This window comes from Halorussus salilacus (assembly GCF_024138125.1).
Taxonomy (GTDB): Archaea; Halobacteriota; Halobacteria; order Halobacteriales; family Haladaptataceae; genus Halorussus; species Halorussus salilacus.
The window spans coordinates 1,518,144-1,544,523 of the sequence record NZ_CP099993.1 but is presented as its reverse complement, the minus strand read 5'-3'; the positions used below and the strand labels follow the sequence as shown (position 1 = coordinate 1,544,523).

General features: G+C 65.8%; 34 protein-coding genes and 1 pseudogene. 14 read left to right on the top strand and 21 right to left on the bottom strand.

Annotated elements, in window-relative coordinates:
• Positions 1–6: 6 nt before the first annotated feature.
• Positions 7–1,395: a signal recognition particle protein Srp54 gene (locus tag NGM10_RS08005; protein ID WP_253476932.1), complete on the bottom strand. Its 1,389-nt coding sequence runs from the start codon at positions 1,393–1,395 to the stop codon at positions 7–9.
• Positions 1,396–2,179: 784 nt separating this feature from the next.
• Here NGM10_RS08005 and NGM10_RS08000 point away from each other — a divergent pair.
• Both NGM10_RS08000 and NGM10_RS07995 read left to right on the top strand, forming a co-directional pair.
• Positions 2,180–2,455, top strand: a complete 276-nt coding sequence (locus NGM10_RS08000; protein ID WP_253476928.1) for a hypothetical protein — start codon at positions 2,180–2,182, stop codon at positions 2,453–2,455.
• A 153-nt stretch (positions 2,456–2,608) separates the two neighbouring features.
• The gene (locus NGM10_RS07995; protein WP_253476925.1) at positions 2,609–2,998 is read left to right on the top strand and encodes an OsmC family protein; all 390 of its coding nucleotides are present in this window, start codon (positions 2,609–2,611) and stop codon (positions 2,996–2,998) included.
• A gap of 14 nt (positions 2,999–3,012) precedes the next feature.
• Here the strand turns inward: NGM10_RS07995 and ftsY are convergent, their stop codons facing one another.
• From ftsY to rpl18a, 3 genes are read right to left on the bottom strand one after another with little or no spacing between them, the layout of a single operon-like run.
• Complete coding sequence (ftsY, locus tag NGM10_RS07990) at positions 3,013–4,110, bottom strand: signal recognition particle-docking protein FtsY (RefSeq protein ID WP_253476920.1); 1,098 nt, start codon at positions 4,108–4,110, stop codon at positions 3,013–3,015.
• 6 nt (positions 4,111–4,116) lie between these two features.
• On the bottom strand, positions 4,117–4,575 hold the full coding sequence (gene pfdA, locus NGM10_RS07985) for a prefoldin subunit alpha (RefSeq protein WP_368408660.1): 459 nt from the start codon (positions 4,573–4,575) through the stop codon (positions 4,117–4,119).
• Positions 4,575–4,751, bottom strand: a complete 177-nt coding sequence (rpl18a, locus tag NGM10_RS07980; protein WP_253476913.1) for a 50S ribosomal protein L18Ae — start codon at positions 4,749–4,751, stop codon at positions 4,575–4,577. The genes pfdA and rpl18a overlap by 1 nt, the downstream gene beginning before the upstream one ends.
• 335 nt (positions 4,752–5,086) lie before the next feature.
• Here rpl18a and NGM10_RS07975 point away from each other — a divergent pair, with 335 nt between their 5' ends.
• Genes NGM10_RS07975 through NGM10_RS07965 form a run of 3 tightly spaced genes read left to right on the top strand, consistent with a single transcriptional unit; the run spans position 5,087 to position 7,142 of the window.
• Entirely contained in the window at positions 5,087–5,485 is a 399-nt protein-coding gene (locus NGM10_RS07975) for an ArsR/SmtB family transcription factor (protein ID WP_253476908.1), read from the top strand.
• Positions 5,478–6,662 (top strand): ACR3 family arsenite efflux transporter, encoded by a 1,185-nt coding sequence (gene arsB, locus NGM10_RS07970; protein ID WP_368408615.1) that lies wholly within the window; start codon positions 5,478–5,480, stop codon positions 6,660–6,662. The genes NGM10_RS07975 and arsB overlap by 8 nt, the downstream gene beginning before the upstream one ends.
• 21 nt (positions 6,663–6,683) lie before the next feature.
• Positions 6,684–7,142, top strand: coding sequence for a low molecular weight phosphatase family protein (locus tag NGM10_RS07965; protein ID WP_253476904.1), 459 nt, complete (start codon positions 6,684–6,686; stop codon positions 7,140–7,142).
• 56 nt (positions 7,143–7,198) lie between these two features.
• Here NGM10_RS07965 and NGM10_RS07960 read toward each other — a convergent pair whose 3' ends face one another.
• The 9 genes from NGM10_RS07960 to NGM10_RS07920 form a co-directional block, all read right to left on the bottom strand.
• Positions 7,199–7,879 (bottom strand): hypothetical protein, encoded by a 681-nt coding sequence (locus tag NGM10_RS07960; RefSeq protein ID WP_253476900.1) that lies wholly within the window; start codon positions 7,877–7,879, stop codon positions 7,199–7,201.
• Positions 7,880–7,881: 2 nt separating this feature from the next.
• On the bottom strand, positions 7,882–8,865 hold the full coding sequence (locus NGM10_RS07955; RefSeq protein WP_253476897.1) for a hypothetical protein: 984 nt from the start codon (positions 8,863–8,865) through the stop codon (positions 7,882–7,884).
• An 88-nt stretch (positions 8,866–8,953) separates the two neighbouring features.
• Entirely contained in the window at positions 8,954–9,619 is a 666-nt protein-coding gene (locus NGM10_RS07950) for a translation initiation factor IF-6 (protein ID WP_253476894.1), read from the bottom strand.
• A 4-nt stretch (positions 9,620–9,623) separates the two neighbouring features.
• Entirely contained in the window at positions 9,624–9,902 is a 279-nt protein-coding gene (locus NGM10_RS07945) for a 50S ribosomal protein L31e (RefSeq protein WP_253476890.1), read from the bottom strand.
• The gene (locus NGM10_RS07940) at positions 9,902–10,054 is read right to left on the bottom strand and encodes a 50S ribosomal protein L39e (RefSeq protein WP_128476843.1); all 153 of its coding nucleotides are present in this window, start codon (positions 10,052–10,054) and stop codon (positions 9,902–9,904) included. Before NGM10_RS07940 ends, NGM10_RS07945 begins: the two co-directional genes overlap by 1 nt.
• 61 nt (positions 10,055–10,115) lie before the next feature.
• A complete protein-coding gene (locus tag NGM10_RS07935) occupies positions 10,116–10,769 on the bottom strand; it encodes an arsinothricin resistance N-acetyltransferase ArsN1 family B (RefSeq protein WP_253476887.1) in 654 nt (217 codons plus the stop codon).
• A complete protein-coding gene (thpR, locus tag NGM10_RS07930) occupies positions 10,766–11,323 on the bottom strand; it encodes an RNA 2',3'-cyclic phosphodiesterase (RefSeq protein ID WP_253476884.1) in 558 nt (185 codons plus the stop codon). The genes NGM10_RS07935 and thpR overlap by 4 nt, the downstream gene beginning before the upstream one ends.
• A 45-nt stretch (positions 11,324–11,368) precedes the next feature.
• Entirely contained in the window at positions 11,369–11,776 is a 408-nt protein-coding gene (locus NGM10_RS07925; RefSeq protein WP_253476881.1) for a hypothetical protein, read from the bottom strand.
• A gap of 81 nt (positions 11,777–11,857) precedes the next feature.
• Complete coding sequence (locus tag NGM10_RS07920) at positions 11,858–12,019, bottom strand: hypothetical protein (protein WP_253476878.1); 162 nt, start codon at positions 12,017–12,019, stop codon at positions 11,858–11,860.
• Between the two features lie 117 nt (positions 12,020–12,136).
• On the opposite strand from NGM10_RS07920, the pseudogene NGM10_RS07915 reads away from it, so the two are divergent.
• Both NGM10_RS07915 and NGM10_RS07910 read left to right on the top strand, forming a co-directional pair.
• A pseudogene (locus tag NGM10_RS07915) lies at positions 12,137–12,922 on the top strand (tetratricopeptide repeat protein); the annotation flags it as partial.
• Positions 12,923–12,924: 2 nt separating this feature from the next.
• On the top strand, positions 12,925–13,215 hold the full coding sequence (locus NGM10_RS07910) for a DUF424 domain-containing protein (RefSeq protein ID WP_253483788.1): 291 nt from the start codon (positions 12,925–12,927) through the stop codon (positions 13,213–13,215).
• Positions 13,216–13,237: 22 nt separating this feature from the next.
• Here NGM10_RS07910 and NGM10_RS07905 read toward each other — a convergent pair whose 3' ends face one another.
• Positions 13,238–13,420, bottom strand: a complete 183-nt coding sequence (locus tag NGM10_RS07905) for a hypothetical protein (protein WP_253476872.1) — start codon at positions 13,418–13,420, stop codon at positions 13,238–13,240.
• 202 nt (positions 13,421–13,622) lie between these two features.
• On the opposite strand from NGM10_RS07905, the gene NGM10_RS07900 reads away from it, so the two are divergent.
• The 3 genes from NGM10_RS07900 to NGM10_RS07890 all read left to right on the top strand — a co-directional run bounded on the left by NGM10_RS07900 (position 13,623) and on the right by NGM10_RS07890 (position 16,080).
• Complete coding sequence (locus NGM10_RS07900) at positions 13,623–14,870, top strand: aminotransferase class V-fold PLP-dependent enzyme (RefSeq protein WP_253476869.1); 1,248 nt, start codon at positions 13,623–13,625, stop codon at positions 14,868–14,870.
• Between the two features lie 40 nt (positions 14,871–14,910).
• Entirely contained in the window at positions 14,911–15,543 is a 633-nt protein-coding gene (locus NGM10_RS07895; RefSeq protein ID WP_253476866.1) for an HD domain-containing protein, read from the top strand.
• A gap of 90 nt (positions 15,544–15,633) precedes the next feature.
• On the top strand, positions 15,634–16,080 hold the full coding sequence (locus NGM10_RS07890; protein ID WP_253476863.1) for a hypothetical protein: 447 nt from the start codon (positions 15,634–15,636) through the stop codon (positions 16,078–16,080).
• A gap of 10 nt (positions 16,081–16,090) precedes the next feature.
• Here the strand turns inward: NGM10_RS07890 and NGM10_RS07885 are convergent, their stop codons facing one another.
• Both NGM10_RS07885 and NGM10_RS07880 read right to left on the bottom strand, forming a co-directional pair.
• Positions 16,091–17,200 (bottom strand): outer membrane protein assembly factor BamB family protein, encoded by a 1,110-nt coding sequence (locus NGM10_RS07885; protein WP_253476860.1) that lies wholly within the window; start codon positions 17,198–17,200, stop codon positions 16,091–16,093.
• On the bottom strand, positions 17,197–18,225 hold the full coding sequence (locus NGM10_RS07880; protein WP_253476858.1) for a M48 family metalloprotease: 1,029 nt from the start codon (positions 18,223–18,225) through the stop codon (positions 17,197–17,199). The genes NGM10_RS07885 and NGM10_RS07880 overlap by 4 nt, the downstream gene beginning before the upstream one ends.
• A 258-nt stretch (positions 18,226–18,483) precedes the next feature.
• Here NGM10_RS07880 and sufU point away from each other — a divergent pair, with 258 nt between their 5' ends.
• Positions 18,484–18,906 carry a Fe-S cluster assembly sulfur transfer protein SufU gene (gene sufU / locus NGM10_RS07875; protein WP_253476857.1) on the top strand — a complete coding sequence of 141 codons (423 nt, stop codon included), beginning with the start codon at positions 18,484–18,486 and terminating at the stop codon, positions 18,904–18,906.
• A 36-nt stretch (positions 18,907–18,942) separates the two neighbouring features.
• On the opposite strand, the gene NGM10_RS07870 is transcribed toward sufU, so the two are convergent.
• The 4 genes from NGM10_RS07870 to pspAB form a co-directional block, all read right to left on the bottom strand.
• Positions 18,943–19,320, bottom strand: coding sequence for a DUF8147 domain-containing protein (locus tag NGM10_RS07870; RefSeq protein WP_253476856.1), 378 nt, complete (start codon positions 19,318–19,320; stop codon positions 18,943–18,945).
• A gap of 60 nt (positions 19,321–19,380) precedes the next feature.
• Positions 19,381–20,376, bottom strand: a complete 996-nt coding sequence (locus NGM10_RS07865) for an AI-2E family transporter (RefSeq protein WP_253476855.1) — start codon at positions 20,374–20,376, stop codon at positions 19,381–19,383.
• A 170-nt stretch (positions 20,377–20,546) separates the two neighbouring features.
• The gene (gene radA / locus NGM10_RS07860) at positions 20,547–21,581 is read right to left on the bottom strand and encodes a DNA repair and recombination protein RadA (protein WP_253476854.1); all 1,035 of its coding nucleotides are present in this window, start codon (positions 21,579–21,581) and stop codon (positions 20,547–20,549) included.
• A gap of 139 nt (positions 21,582–21,720) precedes the next feature.
• A complete protein-coding gene (gene pspAB, locus NGM10_RS07855) occupies positions 21,721–22,326 on the bottom strand; it encodes a PspA-associated protein PspAB (RefSeq protein ID WP_253476852.1) in 606 nt (201 codons plus the stop codon).
• Positions 22,327–22,730: 404 nt separating this feature from the next.
• Between pspAB and NGM10_RS07850 the strand changes: the two genes are divergently transcribed.
• On the top strand, positions 22,731–23,069 hold the full coding sequence (locus tag NGM10_RS07850; RefSeq protein WP_253476850.1) for a DsrE family protein: 339 nt from the start codon (positions 22,731–22,733) through the stop codon (positions 23,067–23,069).
• Between the two features lie 24 nt (positions 23,070–23,093).
• Here the strand turns inward: NGM10_RS07850 and htpX are convergent, their stop codons facing one another.
• Positions 23,094–23,966 (bottom strand): zinc metalloprotease HtpX, encoded by an 873-nt coding sequence (gene htpX, locus NGM10_RS07845; RefSeq protein WP_253476848.1) that lies wholly within the window; start codon positions 23,964–23,966, stop codon positions 23,094–23,096.
• A 135-nt stretch (positions 23,967–24,101) separates the two neighbouring features.
• Between htpX and NGM10_RS07840 the strand changes: the two genes are divergently transcribed.
• Both NGM10_RS07840 and NGM10_RS07835 read left to right on the top strand, forming a co-directional pair.
• Entirely contained in the window at positions 24,102–24,842 is a 741-nt protein-coding gene (locus NGM10_RS07840) for a CPBP family intramembrane glutamic endopeptidase (protein WP_253476847.1), read from the top strand.
• 135 nt (positions 24,843–24,977) lie between these two features.
• On the top strand, positions 24,978–26,300 hold the full coding sequence (locus NGM10_RS07835; protein ID WP_253483721.1) for an aminotransferase family protein: 1,323 nt from the start codon (positions 24,978–24,980) through the stop codon (positions 26,298–26,300).
• The last annotated feature ends 80 nt before the right edge of the window (positions 26,301–26,380 follow it).

Here is a 26,380-nt window from a genome sequence, read left to right as displayed (position 1 = left end):
GGTCGACTACCCGAACGGACCCATCCCGCCCATGCCGCCGCCTCCGCCACCGCCGCCCTGCATCTTCTTCATCATGCGCTCCATGTTGCCCTGACCCATCCCCTGGAACTGCTTGAGCGTCTGGGACATCATCTTGTGCTGTTCGAGGAGTTCGCGGACCGTCTCCTCGTCGGTCCCGCTCCCGCGCGCGATGCGCTCGACCTGACTCGCGCCGATTGCGCGGGGGTGTTCGAGTTCGGCCTCGGTCATCGAGTCCATGATGACCTCGAAGCGCCGCATCCGGTCCTGAGTCACGTCCATCGCGTCGTCCGGGAGTTCGTCCATCAGACCGCCACCCATCCCCGGAATCATGTCCATGACCTGGTCGAGCGGTCCCATGTTGTTCATCGCCTGCATCTGTCTGCGCATGTCCTTCAGGGTGAACTCGCCCTTCAGCATGTCCTCGGGGTCCCAGTCCTCCTCCTGTTCCTGGGTCTCCTGCATGGCGCGTTCGACACGCTCGGTGAGCTGTTTGAGGTCGCCCATCCCGAGCAGGCGCGAGATGAACCCCGAGGGTTCGAAGCGCTCGATGTCCCGGACCGTCTCGCCGGTCCCGAGGAACGCGATGGACGAATCGGTCTCGTTGACCGCGGTCAGCGCACCGCCACCCTTCGCGGTCCCGTCGAGTTTCGTGATGACGACGCCGTCGATGCCGATGGACGCCTCGAACTGGCGGGCCTGGTCTTTCGCGCCCTGCCCGATGGCGGCGTCGAGGACGAGCAGGCTCCGGTCGGGGTTCACGACACCCTCTATCTCCTCGATTTCGGCGATTAGGTCGTCTTCGAGCGCGTGGCGACCCGCGGTGTCGACGATGTGAACGTCGGCCTCGCTCGTGGCTTCCAGTCCCTCGCGCGCGATTTCGACCGGGTCCTCGGAGTCCGGGTCGCCGTAGAAGTCGACCTCGGCGCGCTCGGTCATCTCCTTGGCCTGGTCGTACGCGCCGGGCCGGAAGGTGTCGGTCTGGATGACCGCGGGCCGCAGGCCCTTCTTGGCGAACCACCATGCCATCTTCGCCGACGTGGTGGTCTTCCCTGACCCCTGGAGCCCCGCGAGCAGGATGGTCTGCTCTTCGAGCGGCAGGTCGGTGCTGTCGCCCACGAGGTCGACCATCTCCTCGTAGACGATGCTGAGGACGTGGTCCCGCGCCGAGGTTCCGGCAGGTGATTCTTCCTCCAGCGCGCGCTCCTTGATGGAGTCCGAAAGCTCCATCACGAGGCTGACCTCCACGTCGGCCTGCAGGAGCGACCGCTGAATCTCCTTGACAATCTCCTCTACGTCCTCCTCGGTCACGCGGGACTGCCCGCTGAGTTTGCCGAGGGAGTCGCGGAGAGAGTTGCCCAAGTCGTCGAGTACCATTCTTAGTGAAGTTAGACCGCGTAGTCGTTAAAGGCTTTTTCTAGCCCGCGAGTTGGGTGGTCCCGTCGAATCGCTCGAAAACGTCGCTCGCCCCCGTGAAACCGACCAAGGCGGAGACCCCTCGCCCTACTCGGGGTTCTCGGGGTCGCTGTCCGCCGACACGGTCAGACCCCATGGCCTGACCTTCACGTCAACGCTGTCCCAACGCTTCGGCACGAGCCGAAGACTAAGAACACCGACGATAGTCGTCGCAACCAGAAGTAGAAGTATCCATATCATCGACTTCTCACGCGCGGTGTCCTAGCACCGCGCATTAGTGCGGTTCTCCTATTCTTTTATTAAGTCTTCTGTGCGGCCTCTATGCCCCAGTCTTCTTTATTACGCCATCTAACGTGAATCTCGTATGACGCCGAAAGAGATATAAATCATCGAGATGTACGCTACACTGTAGCCGAAGACTAAGACAGACTTAGTCGTCGCAACCAGAAGTAGAACTATCCCATCACGGTTGCGCGGTGTCCTAGCACCGCGCGGGTTCTCTATCCAATGACTTGGCTAGTTCTAACTTTAGACCCTTCGTAGCGGCGGTGCTGGAGTTCGCGCCGTAGCCGCTTTCGACGCTCACGAGAACGGCCAAGTGTCTCCTTTGGAGCCGGATTTCGTCGTTCGTGGAAGGTTCAACCGTCGATAAACGTTACGACGGTCGGCGACCCAACCTTCCTTCAAGGTGGCCGATAAACTTATAATGGTTCCTCGGAAATCCACGCCCGTCCTCATTCAATGCATGGCACGCGATTTAAACAAGGCACGCAACGACTCGGTAGCAACGAACGGTGACCGCACCGAAGTGACGGGCGAACCCCGAGGACGGTCGCCCGGCGAACTGGCAGGCGAACTGGCGACCGACACCTACAACATCGTGGTGGCGCTCGCCATCCTCTCGCTGTCGTACTGGTTGCTCTTCCGGGGACTCCCGGTGGAGCTGTTCACGCTCGGACTCGCCGCCGTGGTCCTCGCCGCGGTGAACGGGCTAGTGGCGGTACGGCGCTGGTACCGGTAGGACGACGTGACGCCCGGATGAACGACGGGCCTCCCGGCCCTCGTCGAGCAGTCCGGCGTCGCAACTCTCCCTGTCGAACGTTCGCACGTCACGCGACCCCGACGAAGTCGACGGACTCAAATGTTCGCAGTATAGTGGATAATACGCACAACTATGTCCGACATCGAAGTCACGACTGAATCGGACGAGGGGTACAAGACGCTATCCACAGTCAGCGACCACGAGGTTCACATCGACGCTGGCGGAGCCGACGCGCCCTCGCCGGTCGAGATGCTCGTCACCACGTACACTTCCTGCTTCCTCGCGGCGTTCCGTATGGCCACGAAGCGCAACGGTATCCGCGACGTCGGCCGCATCGAGATAGACGCAGTCGCCGAACAGAGCGACGACGGCCTCGAATCGACCTCCTTCACGCTGGCCGTCGAGGCGGACCTCGACGACCCCGAGGCTCTCGTCGAAGCCGCCGAAGAATACTGTCACGTCAACAACTCGCTCGAACCGTCGCTCCGTGCCGACGTGACCGTCGAAGACGGCGCGTTCTGAGACGCCCCGCCCGACTACTCCCCGTCCCCGAGCAGGCTGTCGACCAACCGCTCGGGCTCGAACTTCTCTACGTCGTCGTAGCCCTGCCCGACGCCGAGGAAGAGGATGGGCTTGCCCGTGACGTGGGCGATGGAGATGGCCGCCCCGCCCTGGGAGTCTGCGTCGGCCTTCGTGAGTATCGCGCCGTCGATCTCGGCGGCCTCGTCGAACTTCTCGGCGCGCTGGACCGCGTCCTGTCCCGCGACGGCCTCGTCGACGAACAGCACCATGTCCGGGCCGACCACGCGACCGATCTTCTCCAACTGGTCCATCAGTCCCTCGTCGGTGTGGAGCCGACCCGCGGTGTCGCCAAGCACCACGTCCACGTCGTGGGACTCGGCGTACTCGACGGCGTCGTAGATGACCGCCGCGGGGTCGCCGCCCTGCTCGTGGGCGATGAGCTTCTTGTCGAGGTTGTCGGCGTGCTCCTGTATCTGCTCGTTGGCACCCGCGCGGTAGGTGTCGCCGTTCGCCAGCACCGTCGAGTAGCCCCGGTCTTCGAGGTACTTCGAGAGCTTCGCGATGGTCGTCGTCTTGCCCACGCCGTTGACGCCGGTGAAGATGATGGTGACCGGCTTGTCGGCCTCGGCGATGCGCCGGTCGAAGTCGAACTGGCCGACCGAGATGACCTTCAACAGCGAGTCGGCCAGCGCCTGCTCGACCACGTCGGCGGTCTCGTCGCTGAACGACCGGGTCGCGCCCGTGAGGTCCTCGCGGATGCTCTCGATGATCTCGTTGGTGACGCTGAGTTCCACGTCGCTCTCCAACAGCGCCATCTCCAGCTCCCAGAGCGGGTTTTCGAGGTCCTGCTCCTCGATGACGATCTCGCCCCTCGCGAACGATTTTGCCTTCTTGGCGAACCCGTTCACGGAGCCGCCTCCGTTCTCCTCGCCCTCCGGCTCGCTCGTCTCGGACGCCGCGGCGTCCCGTTCGGCCGAAGCCGCCGGGGTTTCGGTTGCCTCGGCTTCCTCGGTTTCGGCCTCCGCGGCTTCGGCTTCCTCGGCCTTCTCCTCGGTCGTCTCCTCCACGTCCTCGCGGAAACTCCCGAGCTTGTCCTTCAGGCTGTCGAACATCGGCGATTACTCGTCGTCGTCGCTCTGCTGTTGCATCTGTTGCATCTGCTGTTGCATCTGCTGTTGCTGGAGCTGTTGGGCCCTCTCTTCGAGTTCGGCGCTCTCGTCTTCGACCTCGCCGACCTCGTCTTGGAGGTCGGCGATGCGCTCGTCGAGGGTGTCCTGCTTGGTTTCGAGGGTCCCGACCGCGTCGTCCTCCTCGCGCTCGGCGGCGTACCCGCCGCCGAGCTCCACGATTATCTCGTCGAGGTCCTCGACCTCCGCGCGGACGTGCGCGCCGCCGCCGAGGGGGACCTGAACGACCGACCCGCTTTCGAGCGCGTCGATGGTCTCGATGGCCTCGTCGATCTCCGTCTTCTCCTCGCGGAGGCTCTCGATTTCGGCCTGGAGCTCCTCCTTGTGCTGTTCGAGTTCCTGCAGTTGCTGGGACAGCTCCTGAAGTTCGGGGTTGCCGCCACCGCCCATCATCGGGCTTCTACCTCCTCGACCTCGATCTGGGTACGCTTCAGGCTGTAGCGTCCGCCGAAGTTGGCGTAGGTGCGCTCGCGCGCCACGTCCTCGTTCTCGGCGTCGACCTCCGTCTCGAACTCCTGCCATCCGTCTCGGGACTTGAAGCGACCGCGAACAGTGAACTCGCTCATGGGCCAACGTGGGGTACGCGGAGGGAAGTATTTTCCTACTCGGTGACGCTGGACCTCGATTCCGTCGGAGGATTCTAATTCGCCGACTCCGGCGTGGTTCCGGGGACGGGCTCCCGTTGGCTCGTACCGCCTGATTCCGCCGGACCGGGCGACGCTTCGCGTCTCCCGGCTCGCTCTGGTCCGCAGAGACAGTTTAGAAATATCTCAATCATCTATCGGCGGGGGACGAATCAATACCGGTATTCTCACTATATACTGCTTTTGAAGCCACTATATCGAACAGCCACCGAGGGATGCCGGAACCATTATTTGAGAGAATACTCAATTGATTCTCGATGGGACAAGCCACTGACCGACTCCGGCGATACCTCGACGACGAACTCGGCGCGTGTCGAAGCGAAGACGTCGAGCGCCGACTCGCGGAACTCCGAACCCTCGAATCGACGCTCGGAACCGCGCGTCTCGACGCCGAACTCGACGTGCTCTCGGCGCTCGCCAACGAGACGCGCTACACGCTCGTCCGGGTGCTGGTCGCGGCGCGCGAGGAACTCTGCGTCTGCGAGCTGAACGCGGTCGTCGACGTGACCGAGAGCGGGCTCAGCCACGCGCTCTCGGCGCTCGTCGAGGCGGGCCTCGTCTCGGCCCGCAAGGACGGCCGCTGGAAGAAGTACCGGGCGACCAACCGCGCCGTCGCGCTCGTCACGGTCCTCGAAGGGAGCGTGGACGATGAGTAGCGCTACCCACGACGGCGGGCACGACGGGGGGCACGACCACGGGCCCGACTGCGGCTGTGAGAGCTGTGGCGACCCGCGCTCGATGGACTTCCTCGACAAGTACCTGACCCTCTGGATATTCGGCGCGATGGCTGTCGGCGTCGGGCTGGGGTTCGTCGCGCCGTCGGTGACCGAGCCGATTCGGGACCTCCACCTCGTGGAGATCGGGCTCGTGGTGATGATGTACCCGCCGCTGGCGAAGGCCGACTACTCGCGGCTCCCGACCGTGTTCCGCAACTGGCGAGTCCTCGGGCTGAGCCTCGTCCAGAACTGGCTCATCGGCCCGACCCTGATGTTCGGACTTGCGGTGGTCTTCTTCGGCGGCGTCGTCCCCGGGCTCCCGGCCCGTCCGGAGTTCTTCCTCGGCCTCGTCTTCATCGGGATGGCCCGGTGTATCGCGATGGTGCTCGTCTGGAACGAGCTCGCGGAGGGCTCGACCGAGTACGTCACCGGACTGGTCGCGTTCAACAGCCTCTTCCAGATCGTCACCTACGGGGTGTACGTCTGGTTCTTCGGCCTCGTCCTCCCCCCGCTGTTGGGCATGGAGACGCTCGTCGCGGGCATCACCACCTTCGACGTGACGCCGATGCAGGTGTTCGAGGCCATCGTGGTCTTCCTCGGCATCCCCTTCGCTGGCGGCTTCCTGACCCGGTACGTCGGGACCCGGGCCAAGAGCGAGGAGTGGTACGACGAGGAGTTCGTCCCCAGAATCGACCCCCTGACGCTGGTCGCACTGCTGTTCACCGTCGTCGTGATGTTCGCCACGCAGGGCGAGAGCATCGTCGCCGCCCCCGGAGACGTCCTGCTCATCGCCGTCCCGCTGACGATCTACTTCGTCGTGATGTTCCTCGTGAGCTTCGGGATGGGAAGGGGTATCGGTGCCGACTACTCGACGACGACCGCCATCGGCTTCACCGCGGCGAGCAACAACTTCGAGCTGGCCATCGCGGTCGCGGTCGCGGTGTTCGGCGTCGGCTCCGGAGTCGCGTTCGCGACCGTCGTCGGGCCGCTCATCGAGGTCCCGGTCCTGCTCGCGCTGGTCAACGTCGCGCTGTACTTCCAGCGGAAGTTCGACTGGCGCGAATCGACGCCTGCACCCGATTCGACCGCTCGCGAGACGACCGCGAACGACGACTGACGAGCATCCAAATCGAGAACCATGTCCACCGAACCCGATTCCGACGAAACCGACTCGACCGACCCGACTCGCATCGCCTTCGTCTGCGTTCAGAACGCCGGTCGCTCTCAGATGTCGGTCGCGTTCGCCGAGCGCGAACGCGACCGACGCGGCCTCGGCGACCGGATCGAACTCCTGACGGGCGGGACGCTCCCGGCCGACCGCGTCCACGAGGGGGTGATCGAAGCCATGGCCGAGGTCGGAATCGACCTCTCGGACCGGACCCCGCGGGAGATCACGACCGAGGAACTCCGGTCCTGCGACTACGTCGCGACGATGGGCTGTTCGACGCTCGACGTCGGCGCGGTCGGAGACGGCGTCGACGTGCGCGACTGGGCGCTCGACGACCCCGACGGGAAGGACCCCGAGCGAGTCCGCGAGATACGCGACGAGATAGAAGCGCGCGTGAGCGACCTGTTCGACGAGGTCGTCGCAGAATAGCCGCCTGTCGGATTCGTTCTCAATTCAGGTACCGTGTACAGGGTGGCTGCAACTTATCACGCTTTGGTCGTTGGATTTGCCACAAGTATTCTTATTTTGTCAATATCCGTCACTTGTTTAATCACCGACCCGTAGGCTTGCTCTCCGAAGTCCGATGGATTGTTCGTTACGAGTTCCGTCGTACCTGGCGTTCTACAAGCTAGGTCGTGAGCGTCGATACAAACCCAGTAATCCTCTTCTTCTTCCTGTTTCAAATCGCCCAGATTATCTTCGAGCCCCGGATACTCACGGTCTCGCGTCCAACTCTCCACTCGACTGTCGAACTTCTCTTTCCTTCTCCTAGTGAGTTTATCCAATTCTCTGGCGAGACTACGTAGGTCATTCTCCACGTCGCGCACTGTTGTATACGACAAACCGTCATAGTAATCACGGAGATACCGCCAAGCGTCGTTCGCTGTAGTTATCATCCATCTTCGGATTTCGTCTATATCGTCTGGGTCGAGTTCCTCCGAGAACTCATCTGCGCGCTTTAGTCTCGTAATGTGATCTAAAATTGCGGTCCGATGTTGCTTGATTACTTCCCGTTTCTTCTCCTCATACACGTCATCGATGTACTTCGTGACGTAAAATACGGCATCAGCATCCGATAGGTACTCTTCGCACTTCTCGTGATGAGTGTGAACGGTAAAACAGTACCCGAGAAGGATTCCTTTGTCAAGAAACGAGGTGTCCACCATTGTTACTCTTCGGCGGGATTCAATTCATCCAACTCTTCGGTCATCGACCGGTCGAACGAATCGGAAACGGATTCAAGTACCTCGGGCGGCTCGTATCCTTCTAAGAGTGCTCGACGAGTCTCTTCTATCCCTGTGTCGAGTACTCTTATCTTCTCTTCTCTCTCTTCCCGCCAACTATCGAGCCTATCTTCCGGAATATTACGATTGTGTTCGAACCGAAGCGTAATCTCGCTTATTTTCTCTACGAAAAATTCAAGGAAGGACTTCATTTCCGGAGCAGTTCCTCCGGTCTCGTACATAAGCCGCATCGTGTCGTCCCAGTTTAGGTACATACCATAGACATCTTCATACCTATCACACGGATATGTCACTAACATCTCATCGAGCAAATTTTCGATGGTGCTTGAAGGCCCTTGACTGTAATCGGGCAAGAGTTTTTGCTGGTCCAAGTCAACTGCCTCGAATTGTGCACGGAGCTTACTGTATGCCTCAATAAATGGCTCCGGCGCATCGTTGTTATATTGGTGTTTTTTGAGTTCTTTGGTGGGGCGTTTACCAAATTCGCCCACGATTTTGGATGCCGCTCTCCGAATCAGTCGTTGATCTTCCCCCGAAATATCGAATTCTGTAATCGGAATCTTCCGGTCCGAGAATAATTCTTGACCTTCCCAAAATCGGGCTCTCGGAGCGTTCAGAAACCCACGGTTGACCGAGTGAGGCTCACCGACCTCCCCGTACTTATACCAATGCCGAGGGAATCCGATGTCGTGGTTTAGTTCTTCAACTAAATATCGGTCAGCGATACAGCAGAGTTTCCAAAACTTCGAACGGGAAGTCGGACTTTCGTCCTGTTCTTCTCGTTCTCGAATGATTCGATAGCCAAGGAACTCCGGTGGACCCAGTCTTTCCGAACCCTTGTCGCTGGCAGATTCCGTTCGACTACCACCGACATCGCTTTCGCGGGAGTCCCGGCTATCCATAGACATTACTGGTGAAAACGTTACTTACGATTCGACAAGTATCTTGCTATGATCTGTCTTCTTCGGCGGAAAGACAGTCGGCACCGGCGCGCGATTACTCGATGTAGCCGAGCGCCTGGTCGATACGGCCGAGTTCGGGACCCGTCGTCTCCTGACCCACCACGTAGCCGTGTTCGTTCGCGAGCAGGCCCGACCCGACCAGCGGCGCGCCGTAATTGACGGTACCGATGTCGGCGGGCACGCCCAGTGCGTCCTCCAGTCGGTCGAGCTGGTCGTCGGTCGTCTTGGGGTGACAGAGCACGCCGTCGTTCGTCGCGACGGCGGCGGTGCCGACGGTCCGGACGCCCGCGAGTTCGCCGCGGGTCACGTCCACGTCGAGCGCCTCCTGTACCGCCTGCACCGCCTCCCGCGGGAGGTCGGGGTGGACGTACGCGCCCTCGTCGTTGGCGAGGACGACGTTCCCGGCGGCGTTGATGCGGCCGGGGAGTTCGGTCACGGTCGCGTCGACGGCGTCCTCGATGAACTCGCGCTCGCGGTCGGTGACCCGACTGCTGACGAGCAGGCCGTTCTCGTTGCCGACCGCGAGCGCGCCCACCGTCGCCGACCCGGCCACGTTGGTCTCGACGGTCTCGACGCCGAGTTCGTCGCCGAGGTCGGCGACCAGTCCGTCGTCGAGGTCGGGCCGGACCAGCAGGTACTCGTCGGTCGCGCGGGCGAACACGCCGACGTACGACGAACCGAAAAAGGCGGCGCGGAGCAAAGCTCTACTCGGCGTGTTCCGCTTCGACGACCGTCTCGCCCTCTTCCTCGAATCGGGCGGCCCGAACGCGGAGCTTGCTCGGGGGCTTCTTGCGGCCTCTCGACCAGACGGCCTCGTTGATGGAGGGGTCCAGGCGCACCTCGTCGCCGTCGACCTTGAAGTGCTGGGCGAGGTGGTCGCGGATCAGCGACATCGCCTTGTCGGCGCGCTTGTGCTTCGCTTCGGCCTTGACGTCCCGGAGCGGCACCGTGATGACGCGCTCCTCGAAGTCGCTCGCACTCATTATTCGTCGGTGTCGTTACGCCGCCAGTTGCGGCGCTTGGGGTTGCGCTGCGTCTCTCGGTCGGTCTTCATGATGACCCACGCGGGAACGCGGCTGTTCTGCCGGTCGAGTTTCGAGAGGCGCTTTTTCTTCGCCTTCGACTTCTTGCTCATGGTACCCCAAGTTTCCCCGCCGTGGCTTAAAATCTTGTTCCTTTGAGGCCGTTCGGTCGCGTCAGCCGCCCACCGACTCCTCGCCCGCCGACAGCGCCGCCCGGAACGCCGCGTCGTCCCGAACCTCGGCGACCGAGCGCGGGTCGGCGGGGCGGGCGGGGTCGTCCGAATCGACGCGGTCGTCCGAGTCGGCCGCGTCGTCGGCATCAGCCGACGACGCGGCCGGGTCCTGCAACCGTAGCCCCCACCAGCCCACGTCGCGCCACTTCCCCCGCTTGTACCCCACCGACTCGTAGACGCCCACCCGCTCGAACCCCAGCGACTCGTGGAGGCCGACGCTCGCGGGGCTCGGGAGGGCGATTCCCGCGTAGGCGTTGTAGAACCCCTGAAGCCGGAGGAGTTCGAACAGCGACTCGTAGAGTCCCTGGCCGACTCCCCTCCGGCGGTGCTCGGCGGCGACGTACACCGACACGTCCACCGACCAGCGGTAGGCGGGGCGCGTTCGGTGCTGGCCCGCGTAGGCGTAGCCGAGGATTTCGGAATCGCGCTCGCAGACCACCCAAGGATACGCCGGACGCGCGTCGGCGATGCGCTCGCGCATCGCCGACGCGCTCGGTGGCTCCTCCTCGAAGGAGACGGCGGTCTCCTCGACCACGGGCGCGTAGATGTCCCGCAGGGCGGGCGCGTCGGCCTCCTCCGCGAGCCGAATCCTCATCCGAGTTCGAACGCCTCCACGGTCGAGTACTCCGGCCCCTCGTCGGTGAGGACGCTCTCGGTCAGCCGAATCTCGGTCACCTCGGCCGTGCCCACGGTCGGCTCCAGCTCCTCGACGTTCTCCTGGACCAGCTCCTTGCCGCCCGCGTGGTTCATCCGCGCGAGGGTGACGTGGGGGGTGAAGTCGTGGTCCTCGGGGTCGAAGCCGAGCCTCGTCACCTCGCGCTCGACGGCCTCGTGGAGCCGGGTCATCTGCTCGCTGCCCTCGCTCACCCCGAGCCAGACGACGTTGATGTACCCCATGCTGGGGAAGACGCCCAGCCCCTCGTAAGACGCCTCGAACGGTCCGACGCCCGCCTGCTCGACCGCCCGCCGGAGGGCGTTCTTGACGCGCGAGGTCTTCCCGGCGGTCACGTCGCCGAGGAACTTTAGGGTGACGTGGGCCTGCTCGGGGTCGGTGAAGTCGAGGCCGGAGGCCCCGGCGAACTCCTCCTGGACCGCCCGCACCTCGTCGGCGAGGTCGTCGGGCAGGTCGATGCTGACGAACAGTCGCATGGGGTGACGTTGGGCGGGTCCGGGCTTGAAGGTTGGTGGGCGTGACTACACTTCAGGAAGCTGGGTCTGCATCGCTTCGAGGTATTCGGATTCTTCGTCCGGCGGCCAGTCAGGCGCTTCGGCGAAGAGCCGTTCCGCCGCGGCGTCGATTTCCTGCAGAACGCTCCGGTCGGGTTCGGTGTTCTTGTTCTTGTTGTAGAGGTAGCAGAGCTGCACTACTTCGGCGATTTCGATACCTCTGACGTAGAGCGAAGCGATACGCCACTGGCCGATTTTCATCTGCCGAACGTGCTTCGTCCCTCGGAGCGTTTTCGATTCGAGTATCTCTTCGGCTTCGTCTGCGTTTCGCTTCCGGGCTTCGAGCCCATCGACGAGTTCGCTGGCCTCTCTGGGGTCGATGCGCTTGACCAGCTTCTCGTAGAACGCGTCCGAGAGTACGTAGCAGACGCCCATCTACTCGACTGTAGTCGGCGACCGACGAAAAATATTGTCGATTTCGACTAAACGAATCAGTCGTCGTATAGCCGACGTTCCTCAGTCGGATTCCTCGTCGTCGAGAGCGTCTCGCACGTCGTCGAGCGTCTTAAAATCGCCCTCGCGCATCCGTCCGGGTTCGACCACGTACTCGGAGTCGAAGTCCTCCTCGTCGTCTCTGACTTCCGTCTCGCGGTCGGGTGACTCGGACGAGTAGGCCATGCTGATTCCAGTTACCACGCAGAACTTTATAAGTCTTTACTAGGGGGAATCGTCGCAGAATTTGTCCCGAATCCCCATGGCGTAGGCCTTAACACCGCTCGACGCCAATCCGGTCACATGACCGACCCAGAGGACCACGACTTCTCCGAGGGCGACCGCTTCGACGACCCCTACGAGGCGTTCGACCTCGACCCGCCCGAGCTCGACGTCGACCCCGACAAGGTCGACCCCGTCGACTCGCGGGTCGTCGCCGACCTGCTCGACGAGGGGAACGTCCCGGCCGACGAGGTCGACGTCGAGGAACTCCTCGACGTGGGCCTGAACTACATGCAGATAAACCGGTTCGAGCAGGCCGCCGACACCTTCGAGCGGGTCGCCCAGTTCGCTCCCGACGGGAGCGCGCTCGAACAGGAGGCGTGGACGAACAAGGGCGTCGCCCACGCCGAACTGGAGGAGTGGGACGAGGCCATCGGCGCGTATCGGGAGGCCCTCCACGTCGACGAGGACGGCGAGGCGCGACGCGCCTCGAACGAGAGCGGGCAACGCCCGCGAGCAGGCGAGCACGCCGCCACCGCCGAGACCAACCTCGCCTACGCGCTGTGGGAGTCGGGCCGTAGCGAGCAGGCGCTCGAACACGCCGAGCGCGCGGTCGAAATCGACGAGCGGTTCGCCGAGGCGTGGTTCAACCGCGGGTTCTTCCTGCTGGAGCGCGGGCTGGCGGAGGACGCGCTGAACAGCATCGAGAACGCCATCCGGCTGGGCCTGCGCAACTCCGAGGTGCTGGACGAGAAGGCCCGCGCGCTCGAAGAACTCGGCCAGTACGACGAGGCCGAGGAGATCGCCGAGGAGGCCGAACAGATGCGCGAGCAGGCCGAGCAGGAGCTCATCGAGAGCAGACGGGAATGATGCTACTCACCGAGCGCGAGACCGACGAGGGACTGCTGGTGGCGGTCTGCGACGCCGAGGTCCTCGGCGAGACGTTCGAGGAAGACGGCGTCTCGCTCACCGTCACCGAGGAGTTCTACGGCGGGGAGGAGGCCGACGAGCAGGCGGTGGTCGCCAGCCTCGCTCGCGCGTCGGTGGCGAACCTCGTGGGGACCGAGGCGGTCGAACTCGCGGTCCGCGAGGGGTTCGTCGACGAGGCCAACGTCCTCGACATAGAGTCGACCCGCCACGCCCAGTACCTCCGGATGTAGCGTCGGACCGCCGGTCTCTCCTCTACCCCTCCCCGAGCGCGGGGAGATTGACCACCAGCAGGGTCAGCATCGATAGTCCCACCAGTCCCAGACCGACCGAGGCGAGTCCGGTGTCGAACGCGACCGCCAGTACCGCGTGGAACGCGCCGACGAAGACGAGTCCGAGGAGCAGGAGGCTCGCGGCGAGCCGTCGCTTCGAGACCATATCCTCACCTTGGAGCCGAGTCCCTTAACGGCGTCCCTGCTCGGGCGGCGCGCTCGGAGGCTCGCCTCCGAGCGCGCCCCGAGCGATTTCGGTTCCGTTCTCCCTTCGGTTCCGCGTTCCCGGCCCCGACGAAACCGATTCCAGTTACGCGAGAGTGTCGAGACCGAAGGAATGTTCTTGCTCGAACCCCTCTCTTCGGGTAATGGGACTTCAGCAATCAGACGCGCTCGACGTCGAGCGCATCCGGGAGGACTTCCCCATCCTCGAACGGGAGGTCGGCGACGGTCGGCCGCTGGTCTACCTCGACAACGGCGCGACGACCCAGACGCCAGACCGGGTCGTCGACGCCATCTCGGAGTACTACCGGACGTACAACGCCAACGTTCACCGGGGCATCCACCAGCTCAGTCAGGAGGCCTCCATCGCCTACGAGGAGGCCCACGACGCGGTCGCCGACTTCGTCGGTGCCGACGGCCGCGAGGAGATCGTCTTCACCAAGAACACCACCGAGGCCGAGAACCTCGTGGCCTACTCGTGGGGCCTGAACGAACTCGGCCCGGGCGACGAGGTGGTCCTCACGGAGATGGAACACCACTCGTCGTTCGTCACATGGCAGCAGATCGCCGAGCGCGCGGGTGCCGACGTGAAGTACATCCCGGTGACCGACGAGGGCACCCTCGACATGGACGCCGCGGCAGACCTCGTCACCGACGACACCGCGATGGTGAGCGCCGTCCACGTCTCGAACACCCTCGGGACCGTCAACCCCGCGCGGGAACTCGCCGACCTCGCCCACGACCACGACGCCTACGTCTTCCTCGACGGCGCGCAGGCGGTGCCGACGCGCCCGGTGGACGTGGCGGCCATCGACGCTGACTTCTACGCCTTCTCGGCCCACAAGATGGCCGGACCGACCGGCATCGGCGCGCTCTACGGCAAGGAGGAGATTCTGGAGGAGATGGAGCCGTACCTCTACGGCGGCGGGATGATCCGGAAGGTCTCGTTCGACGAGACGACGTGGAACGACCTGCCGTGGAAGTTCGAGGCCGGAACCCCGAGCATCGCGCAGGCGGTCGGCTTCGCCGAGGCGGTCGAGTACCTCGAAGACATCGGCATGGAGTCGGTCAAGCGCCACGAGGAACACCTCGCGGCGTACGCGCTCGACCGGATGGCGGAGTTCGACGACATCGAGGTGTACGGCCCCGACGACCCGACCGACCGCGGCGGTCTCGTCTCGTTCAACCTCGACGGCGTCCACGCCCACGACCTGGCCTCCATCACGAACGACCACGGCGTCGCCATCCGGGCGGGCGACCACTGCACTCAGCCCCTCCACGACAAGCTCGGCGTGGCGGCGACCGCGCGGGCGTCGTTCTACGTCTACAACACGACCGACGAGATAGACGTGCTGTTGGACGCGATGGACGACGCCCGAGAGCTGTTCGCCTGAAGTCGATTGCTTTTTGTCTCCGGTAGCCGCCGTGTCAGACATGTTAGAAGAAGTCCGAGCGCGCGCCCAGACCTACTTCGACGCCGACATCGCTCCCGCCCACGACTGGTACCACGTCGAGCGCGTCGCCGCGCTCGCGACGACGCTCGCCGAGGAGTACGAGGTCGACGAGACCGTGTTGTTCGCCGCGACGTGGCTCCACGACATCGGCCGGGCGAGGGAAGACCGCGGTGAAATCGAGGACCACGCCGAGTGGGGCGCGCGGGAGGCGGGCGAGATCCTCGCCGACGGTCTCGGCGCTCGCGCCGAGACCGTCGGCGCGGTCCAGCACTGCATCCGGGCACATCGCTTCTCGAACGACGTGGAACCCCGGACCCGCGAGGCAGAACTCCTCTCGGACGCCGACAACCTCGACGCGCTCGGCGCGGTCGGAATCGCGCGGTGTTTCGCGTACGGCGGCGAACTCGGCCAGACCCTCCACGACCCCGACCTGCCGCCCGAGGCCGACGACTCGACCGCCGGGGCGACCCAGTTCAACCACTTCCACAAGAAGATCCTCCGTCTCCCCGACCGGATGTACACCGAGGCCGGTCGCGAACTCGCCGAGGAACGCAGGGCGTTCGTCGTCGAGTTCCTCGACCGCTTCGAGCGCGAAGTCGGCGGCGAGGTCTGAGACGCTGCAGGCCGTCAGCGCCCCCGACGCCAGCCACCGCCGCGACCGCGAACCGGCCGTATTTTATCCGAGAAGTACCTGTTCCCGAACATGGTAGACTGGACTCTCGCCGCCGTGATGGGTTCGCACACGCTGATGGCCGTCCTCTGGGCGGGCGGCTATCTGGTCACGTCGATGCTGGTCGTGCCCGCGGCCGGGCGACACGACGCCCCGGAGTTCGCGCTCGACGTGCTCGACTCGCTGAAGTGGTTCGCGCTCGGCGGCGTCGTCCTGATGGGCGCGTCGGGTGGCGCGGCGGTCTGGGTCATCTACGACAACAGCCTCCCCGAGGGCGCGCGCGGGACCGCCCTCATCGCGATGATGTCCCTCTACGGCGTCTTCGCGCTGACCAGCCTCTGGTCGTGGTGGGAGACGAAGAACGCCCGCGAAGACGGCGTCTCGGCGCTCCCGACCCGGCTCAAGATGTCGTTCCGGACGAACGCGCTGGTCGCCACCCTGCTCGTTCTCAACGCCTCCGTCATCGGCTACGTCGTGTGAGGTCTCGGCCTCACTCCCGCCAGTGGCCCCTGAAGTGGCCGTCGTCGGTCGCGACGACCACCGTCTCCCCGACGACGACCGGTTCGCCCTCCACCGGTTCGCTCTCGGCCCGCCAGCGCGCGCTCCCGTCGGCGGCGTCGAGCGCGTGGAGGTCGTCGCTTCCGCCGACGCAGACGACTCCCTCGGCCGCGCCCGGCGGGGTCACGTCCGGCCACCGGCCCTCCGGCCGGAAGCGCCAGCGCTCCTCGCCGTCGCCGGGGTCGAAGGCGTAGAGCGTCTCGTCGTCGGCGGAAACGACCGCGCCGTCGGTGACGGCGGGCCGACCGCGACGACGGTCGAGTTCCCGCGACCATCGCTCCTCGCCGTCTCCGAGGCCGACCGCGAACAGCTTCCCTCGCGTCGGGACGTAGAGCGCGTCGCTCCCGGCGACCGGCGGGTCGTTCCCGACTCCGTCGTCCGCAAGGGTCGCGTGCCACCGCTCTCGCCCGTCCGAGCCGAACGCCGTCACCGCCGTCGAGGTCGCGGTGTCCTCCCGGTGGGCGAACGCGCCGTCTCCGGACGCGACGAGCGCGACCCCGCGTTCGGAAACCTCCAGTTCGGTGTTCCAGAGCGGGTCGCCGTCGTCGGCCGCGAACGCGACGAGCTCACCGCCGTCGGTCGCGGCGTAGACGCGGTCGCCACTCGCCGCGAGTTCCCGGATAACGTCGTCGGTCTCGACCCGCCAGCCGACCTCGCCGTCGGCGGCGAACGCCGACAGCCCGCCGTCCTCGTGGCCGACGTACAGCGTCCCGTCCCCGACCGCGACCGCCCCGACCGGTTCGGTCTGGCTCTCCCCGCGAACCCCGCCCGTGGCGGCGTCTCGGGCCGCGAGGTCGGCGTACTGGCCCCACTCCTCGGTCTCCCAGTCGAAGTCCCGCGAGGACCGGCTCACGGTGAACACCGTCTCGCCGTCGGCTCCGGCGAGCACGTCGTCGGGGAGGTAGCTTCCCGTGCCGATTCCCCCCTCCCACCGGACGTCGCCACCGCCGGGTCGGTAGCCACAGCCAGCGAGTGCCCCGATTCCTGCGGTGGCGAGCGACGCCAGCGAGAGGAACCGACGTCGGGAGGGGTGCGGGGTCATCGCCCTTCCAGCTCCGCGTCGAGGTCCCGGAGCCGCTCGATGCGCTCGGCGGTCGGGGGGTGGGTCTCGGGGAACAGGTCGCGGCTTATCAGCTCCCGGTCGGAGCCGAACTTCGGGGCGTCTATCGGCGCGACGTAGAGCGCTTCGAGGCCGCCGTCCTGCTCGCGGAGGTCCCGGTCGGGGAGTTCGGTCATCGTGTCGTCGAGGGTCCGCAGCGCGCTCGCGAGCGCCAGCGGCTCGCCCGTGAGGCTCACGGCACCGCGGTCGGCGGCGAACTCGCGGTACCGCGAGAGGAGTCGGAAAAAGAGGAAGCTCCCGACCCAGAACGCCGCCGAGACCGCGAGCGTCAGCACGCTGCTCACCACGAGCACGACGACGGCGACCGCGAGCCCCTTGCCGTCGCCGTTGCTCCGGCCCATCCCGCCGAGACCGTGGAAGACGCCCTTGAGCACGAAGTACGCGCCCATCGCCACGAAGTAGGTCAGCGTCGGCAGGAAGTACGCGAGCGTCATCACCGCCACGTCGCGGTTCTTGACGTGGGCGAGTTCGTGGGCCAGCACGGCCGCCAGTTCCTCGTCGTCGAGTCGGTCGAGCAGGCCCTCGGTCACGACCACCGTCGCGCTCTCGGGCGACCGACCCACGGTGAAGGCGTTCGGGACCGCCGTCCGGCTCACCGCCACCGTCGGCGTCGGCAGGTCGAGACGGGCGGCGAGCCGCGTCACCGTCGCGTGGAGGTCGGGGTACTCCTCGGCGTCGACCTCCCGCGCACCGGCCGACCGGAGCGCGACGCGCCGACCGAAGGCGTACTGCGCGGCGAACCCGCCGAGGACGACCGCGGTGAGCACGACCGGATTCACGTAGAACTGCCCGTTCCACGGCTCGTTCGTGGCGAATTCGAGGAGGTCCAGCCCCACCGTGTTGAGCAGGAACAGGAGGGTGTAGACGAACCCGAACGGGAGCGCGAGGACGAACGCCAGCGTCAGCACCATCCGGACCTGCAGGCTCCTGTCGGACTCCCAGTTCATCCCGGGAACCACCGCCCGGCGCGTCTGCTGGTCGTCTCGCGGAGGGGAATTTCGGGGACCATATCCGATACCTGACTGGTGGCTATCATAAGTCTTCCCTCTGTCCAGTCGCCGTCGCGGTGGGCGCGCTCTCGATTTTCCTGCGCTCCCGGCCGCGCCGAGCGCGGCCGGGAGCGCAGGAAACGGGTGGCGGGCCCGGAGCACAGGAAACGGTTGGCGGTAGGCTTTTACGCCCGACTCGCCTACTCGCTACCAACAATGGGCATGGGCTCGGACATGTATCGCCAGCAGATTCTCGACCACTACAAGAACCCCCGGAACTACGGGGAACTGGACGAGAAGACCTACTCCCACGCTGGCGAGAACCCGATGTGCGGCGACGAGATCGCCATCGACGTGAAACTCGACGACGACGAGGAGACCATCGAACGCGTCGCCTTCCGGGGCGACGGCTGTGCCATCAGTCAGGCCAGCGCGAGCATGCTCTCCCAGAAGCTGGCGGGCATGTCGGTCGCGGAGATGCGCGAGATGGACCGCGACGACGTCATCGACATGCTCGGGGTGGACATCAGCCCGATGCGGGTCAAGTGCGCGGTTCTCGCCGAGAAGGTCGTTCAGGACGGCGCGGAGATCTACGAGGGCGAGAAGGAACTGGACAAGACGACGACCGAAGAGGACTGAGCGGGCGGTTCCGACCGTTTCACCGGTTCTCGGTTTTCATCCCACTCGCGATTCGACCACCGACGGGCGAGCGTACGCCGCGAGGGCGACGACAGCGCCGACCCCGCCAGCGAGCACGAGCGCGACGGTGTTCCGTACTCCCAGTCCGAGCGCCGCGACCGGCAGGACCGCGAGGAACGCGACGCCGAAGCCCGCGGCCGCGACGGCGAACCGCCGTCGCGGCCGCGGGCTCTCCGGGACGAGACCCCCGTAGACGAACGCGGCCCCGGCGAGTCCGGCCGCGATTCCCACCGGAATCCCCACCAACAGCGACGGCCAGATGCGGGCGCTGAGGAGTTCGGTCACGGCGACGCCGACGACCAGGAACGCCGACAGCCCGGTGGCGAGCGCGAGGAGGGCGGTTCGGCGAGTCACGAGTGGTCATCTCTCGGAGGGCTGAAATAGATTCCCCGCGCGACGACGCTCGGTCCGGCCTCAGAACGCCGACAGGCCGTAGTACTCGCTGAACACCTCGACGGTCGCCTTGAACAGCGCGAGGATTATCGGCCCGACGAACAGCCCGATGGGGCCGAGGAAGTACGCCGCGCCGAACACGCCCAGCAGTATCACCGCCGAGTGGAGCGACGACCCCTTCTCGATGACCATCGCCCGCAGGTAGTCGTCGACGAGCGCGACGATGGTGAGTCCGTACACCACGACCAGCACGCCCGCGAGCGGTCTGCCCTCTATCGCCAGATAGACCGCCGCCCCGCCCAGCACCGGTGCGACGCCGACGATGGGGACCAGCGCCAGGAACACCATCACGCCGGTCCAGAACGCGGCGTTGGGCACGCCGGTCGCGAACAGACCCAGTCCCGCGACGAACCCCTGCACCAGTGCGACGAAGATGTGGCCCTTCAGCACGGCCCACGTCGCGTCCTCGGCCTCCGCGTAGAGTTCGTCCTGCACGTCCCGGGGGAGCGGCGTGACGCGCTTGGTCCACGCCACGAACTCGTCGCCGTCCTTGAGCAGGTAGTAGAGCAGGAACACGAGCAGGAGGAGGCCCAGAAACGCGTGGACTCCGGCCTCCGCGATACGGGACGTCTGCTCTCCGATTCCCGCGGTGAGCCCCGAGAACACCCGGTCGATGATGGGTTCGAGCTGGATTCCGAGGAGGGACTCGACGCTTTCCTGCACCGACCGCAATCCGCGGAGGTCGTCGACGGAGGTCGGGATGCTCTCGACCTCCACCAGCCCGACCGCCACGAGGCCGACGACCGGCCCGATGACGAGCACCGCCGCGAGGACGACGAGCACGACCGCCGACACCTGCTTGCCCACCGCGGGAGCCAGCCGCCGCTGGAGGGGAGTGAACACGAACGCCAGCAGTATCGCCCCGAGGACGTAGCCGAGGAACGGTCGCACGACGAGAAACGACAGTATCGCCAGCGTCCCGACCACGACGATTGCGAACCCCGTTCGCGCTTTCATGTCTGAAAACACGAGGGTTCGGTGTAAAGGCGAACCGGCCGGATCGGCGATCAGGTCGGCTCTGCCGTCGGGATGCGAGCGTCACGCGAGCGACCAGCGAGCTCGTCGCGAAGAATCGCGGCGGAGCCGCGATTCTTCGCGCGGTAACGGGGCCGGGAGAACCGGTCGGTCTACTCGGGCTTCAGCCCGCCGTCCTCGACGCGCATGACGGCCTCGCCGTCGGCGAGGTTCGGCGCGTCCACCAGCCGGACGATGCGCTTTTCGCCCTTCGACTTCCGGAGGTAGATGCGGAAGGTCGACTTGTGGCCGAGGATGTTGCCCCCGATGGGCTGGGTCGGGTCGCCGAAGAACGAGTCGGGGTTCGAGGCGACCTGATTCGTCACGACGACGGCGGTGTTGTGGAGGTTGCCGACCTTGTCGAGGTCGTGGAGGTGCTTGTTGAGCTTCTGCTGGCGCTCGGCGAGTTCGCCACGGCCGACGTACTCCGCGCGGAAGTGGGCGGTGAGCGAGTCGACGCAGAGCAGTCGGACGGGGTACTCGTCGTCCTGGGTCTCGCTCGCGAGTTCCTGTGCCTTCTCCGCGAGCAGCATCTGATGGTTGGAGTTGAACGCCTTGGCGACGTGAATCTTGTCGAGGAAGTCCTCGACCAGCGCCTCCATCGCCTCGTCGTCGCCGGGCGACCCGTCGATCTCGCGCTCGTCCATCGCGGCCTGAATGGCCTCGTCGGGGAGTCCCCGGACCATGTCGTCGATGCGCTCGGGCCGGAAGGTGTCCTCGCTGTCGACGAACATGGCGCTCCCGCCGAGCCCGCCGTGTTCGCGCGGGAGCTGGACGTTGACCGCGAGCTGGTGGGTGACCTGAGACTTCCCGGCACCGAACTCGCCGTACACTTCGGTGATGGACTGGGTCTCGACGCCGCCGCCCAGCAGTTCGTCGACCTCCTCGATCTTCCATTCGAGCTTCCCGATCTTCTCGCGGCGCTCCAGCACGGCCGCGCCGGTCTCGAAGCCGCCCACGTCGGCGGCCTCGCGGGCCGCCTGTACGATGTCGGCGGCGGTCGACTCGCCCACGTCGGCGGTGTTCGAGAGCTCGCCGGGGCTCGCGACCGCGAGTCCGGGGTAGGAGTCGAAACCTGCGTCTCTGAGCTTCTCTGCGGTCGCCGGGCCGACGCCCGGGAGTTCCTCGAGGTCTTCGTCTGCTGCCATACTCTCCGCTTGTGCCCCTCGTCATATAAACCCCCGTTAACAGGGGAGTGAAAGTGAAAATGCCGGACGGCGGCGTGGGTGTGACGAACGTCGGACGGCATTTAAAACGAGAAGAGTCGGCGGCGAGGGACGCGACCGCTCACTCCCAGGGGTGCTTGCCGGGCGCGTCGGGCCACAGCGGGTACCAGTACTCCTTGTCGCTCTCGACCTCGAGTTCGCCGTCGAGGTTGCTCTCCAGTTTGAACTCCGCGCCCGAGTCGCGGTCGCTCGTCCCCGTCGGAGCGAACGGGTAGTACGAACCCCTGCGGAACGAGTACACCCAGTAGGCGGGGTCGCCGTCACGCTCGAATCCGAAGACGGCCGCGAGCAGTCGCGAGCCGTAGCCGTGCTCGATGAGCGTGTCGGCCGCGAAGTGGAGGCTGGTCACGAGGTCCTCGTAGTCGTCGTCGCGCAGGACGACCCACGAGTAGCCGTAGTCGTCGGTGTGGCCCTCGGCCTCGGTGCCGGTCTCCTCCGCGCCGAACTCCAGTATCTCGTGGACCTCGTCCACGGCGGCCCGGAAGTCGGTGTTGTCCACCTCCGAGAAGCACAGCGCCGCCTCGCCGACCGCCTCGTAGCCCAGTTCGGCCTCCATCGTGATGTACGCCGTGCTCATCCCGAACAGGTCCTCGGGGTCGGCGTTCCGGGTCGCGTCGGCCTCCGCGCGGATGCCGAGCACCTCCCGGATTCCGTCGAACAGTCCCATGGGCGTGTGTATGGGGGCGTCGATAAAAAGGGAGGCGTCCTATGGGTGACAGACTGATTCTAATCCGTTGATACGTCGTCCAGAGTTAGATAAACACCCACTGCTACTGCGAATTTCAGAGAAGACGCGAACACCCCGAAAGCCCCCGCCCGCTCGCGGTCGCTCAGCGACATATCTCGGCCTCTCCGCACCACCCGGCCGAGATAGGGGTCGCTGAGACGACTGAACTGTGCGCGAGCGGGCGGCCCCTTCCAGTCCACCCAGACGACGGCTAGTGAGGATTCGCGTCGATGGTGGATGCCGGGATAGCGCTTCCGTTGACTGTTCGGCCGGTCGTTTCCCTTCGAGACTCCTCGAACGCGGCCGAAACGACCACGGCCATCGAAACCGACCTAGTGAGCGCCATGAACGCGGTACTCCACTTCAGCGGCGACGAGAGCCAGCAGGCCCACGCGATTGCGAACGCCCGGAACCTCCTCGAAGACGACTCGACCGCGGTCGAGTCGGTCGTCCTCGTGGCGAACGGCGACGGGGTCGCCCTGCTCACCAGCGACTCGACCGACCCGGGGTCGGTCGAGTCGCTGGCCGAGGCGGGCGTGGCCCTGCGCGCCTGCGCGAACAGCCTCAAGAGTCGGGACCTCTCGGAGGCCGACCTGCTCGACGGGGTCGAGCGCGTGCCCGCGGGCGTGGGCGAAGTAGTCAAACGGCAGGCCGACGGCCACGCCTACGTCAAGGTGCCGTGAAACCGCGAAAATCGAACCGTCGTCTCAGGCCGACTCCATCTGGCGTTCGAGGTCACGCAGCGCCTCGATGCGCTTTTCTGTGTCAGGGTGGGTGCTGAACAGCTTGCTGATGAGACCGCTCTTGATGGGGATGATGAAGAACGCGTTCATCTCCGACTCCGAGCGGAGGTCGTCTTTCGGCACCTTGTCCATCTCGCCCGAGATCTTCATCAGCGCCGACGCGAGCGCCGCGGGCTTGCCGGTGATGGTCGCCGCGCCCCGGTCGGCCGCGAACTCGCGGTACCGCGAGAGCGCCCGGATGAGGAAGAAGCTCACGACCCACACCACGAGCGAGGCGACGATGGCGACCCACACGGGGGCCTGATTCCGACTGTCGCCGCCACCGCCGAACCACCAGCCCCACCGGACCACGAGGAACGCGATGGTCGAGAGGAACGACGCGATGGTCATCACCATCATGTCGCGGTTCTTGACGTGGGCGAGCTCGTGGGCCAGCACGCCCTCCAACTCCTCCTGGTCGAGCGACCGCATCAGCCCGGTCGTCACCGCGACCGCGGCGTTCTTCTGCGAGCGCCCCGTGGCGAACGCGTTCGGGACCCGGCTGTCGACGACCGCGACCTTCGGCTTGGGCAGGTCGGCCTGCTGGGAGAGCCGCCCGACCATCCGGTGGAGTTCCGGATAGTCGTCTTCGCTCACTTCCTTCGCGCCCATGCTCCACAGCGTGAGCTTGTCGCTGAAGAAGAACTGGCCCAGCGAGAACGCGCCCATCACCAGCACCAGTCCGAGCAGGCTCGCGAACCGCGAGAGCACGCCGATGAAGACGATGTACAGCGCGAACAGCAGGAACATCGTCAGCACCATGCGTGCCCGAAGTCCCCAGTCTGCTTTCCACTTCATGTTCGACCATAGGGGTCAGCACCTTTTAAACGTTCGTCGCCGAGACGGGCTTTCTCCCCCGATTTTCGGCCGCTCTCCCATCGCCGCGACGACCCGCCGAACGTATTTACCCGCACACGTCGTCGAAGGGTCACGATGTCCCACCGCACTGCCGGGCCGGTCCGGAGCATCGCCACCGCGACCGGCGTCTCGGCCCTCGGGGTCGTGTTCAGCGTCCTGCTGTCGATTCCCGTGTTCGTGGTCTCGCTCGACCTCGTGACCCAGTTCGTCGCGGCGCTCGTCCTCTCGGAACTGGGATTCGTGGCGGCCGCGCTCGTCTTCCTCCGCGTGACGCGTCGGGGGCTGGGCTACCTCGATATCGGACTGCTGGACCGCCGGGCGCTCGGATTCGTCATCGCCGGGACCGTCGGCCTGTTCGTCTTTCGTATCGCCGCCATCCTCGCCGCGCAGGCGGCGGGCCTCCCGCTCGCGGGCAACTCTGTCACCCAGCTCGCCGAGGAGGGCCTGCTGGTGACCCTGCTCGCGCTGGTCCCGCTGTCGATACTCGTCATCGGCCCGGCCGAGGAACTCCTGTTCCGCGGCGTGGTCCAGCGGTACCTCGCCGAGTCGCTCCCGGAGTTCGGCGCGGTCGCGCTCGCCAGCGTCCTGTTCGCGCTCGTCCACGTCCCGACCACGTTCGTGGCGACGCCCGACCCGCTCGCGGTGGGCGTGACCCTCGCCATCCTGTTCGGCCTGTCGATGTTGCTGGGCTACCTCTACGTCTGGACCGACAACCTCCTCGTGCCGATTCTGGTCCACGGCTTCTACGACGCTCTCCTGTTCGCGCTGGCGTACGCGGCCCTCTCCTCGGACGGTCTTCCGACGGTGGTCGCCTGACCGTGGCTCCGGAGCGGTCGCTCGACCGCCGTTCCGAAGGGGTCGCCTGACCGTCGCTCCGAAGGGGTCTCGTACCTGCCTGCCGCCGTCTGTCCGGTCGAGAATACTTATCGGGTCGTACGTCAACATGTGGCTATGAGCGAGCAACTGGCGACGTCCACCGGCCCGGTCCCGCACTGGTCGGACGGCGACGGGGAGGTCCCGACCGTCACCCGCGGAGAGGGCGCGTACGTCTACGACGAGGAGGGCACCGAGTACCTCGACTTCCTCTCGCAACTCTACTGCGTCAACGCGGGCCACAGCAACGACGCCATCGTCGAGGCGATGGCCGAACAGGCCCGCCGGATTCCGTACGTCTCCTCGTCGAAGCACAACGACGCGCGCTCGGCGCTGGCCGACCGACTCGCGGAGGTCGCGCCCGACGGCCTCTCGGACGTGTACTTCGCGGTCTCCGGAAGCGAGGCCAACGAGTCGGCCGTCCAGTTCGCCCGCGCCCATCAGGACGCCCACAAGGTCCTGACCCGCTGGCGGTCGTACCACGGCGGCACCTACGGCGCTGGCGCGCTCACCGGCGACCCCGGCACGCGCGCGACCCTCGAACGCCACGCCGCGACCTCGGGGTCCGGGAAGTTCCTCCCGCCGCTTCCCGGCGCGTTCGACGCCGAGACGCCCGAAGAACTGGCCGAGCAGGCGGCCGACCACCTCGAATTCGTGATCCGAAACGAGGGTCCCGACTCGGTCGCCGCGGTCCTCACCGAACCCATCGGCGGGACCAGCGGGGCCTACCCCGCGCCGCCGGGCTACTTCGAGCGCGTCCGCGACATCTGCGACGAGTACGACGTCCTCCTGATTTCGGACGAGGTCATCACCGGATTCGGCCGGTGTGGCGACTGGTTCGGCATCCAGACCGAGGGCGTGACTCCGGACGCGATCACCTTCGCGAAGGGCGTCACGAGCGCCTACGCGCCGCTCGCGGGCGTCCTCGTGAACGACGCCCTCGGCGCGGAACTCCGCGCCGAGGGCGTGGACCTGGGCCAGACCTTCGCGGGCCACCCGGTCGCGTGCGCCGCGGGGGTCGCCGCGATGGACGCCTACGACGACGGCCTCGTCGACAACTGTCGGGACCTCGCGCCCGTCCTCGAATCCGAACTCCGCGGCCTCGCGGAGGCTTACGACGCGATTTCGGACGTTCGCGGCAGGGGCTTGCTCTGGGGCGTCGAGTTCGCCGACCCCGAGACGGGCGACCCCTTCGTGGACCCGTGGGCGGGCGACCAGGGCGAGGAGGGCGACAACCCCGTCGCCGAGGTCCGGGAGGTCGCCACGGAGAAGGGCGTGCTGGTCGGCGGCGGGCGGCCCGACATCCAGCTCATAATCGCGCCGCCGCTGTGCGTCGGCGAGGCCGAGATTCGCGAGGCAGTCGGCGTGCTGGGCGACGCCGTGGGCGAGGTGTTCGGGTAGGGCGAGAGTCTGGACGGTTCCGGCGGTACTCGCTTCGGCTCTCTTCGGGAACGTATCGAGCGTCTGCCCGGTCGCAAAAG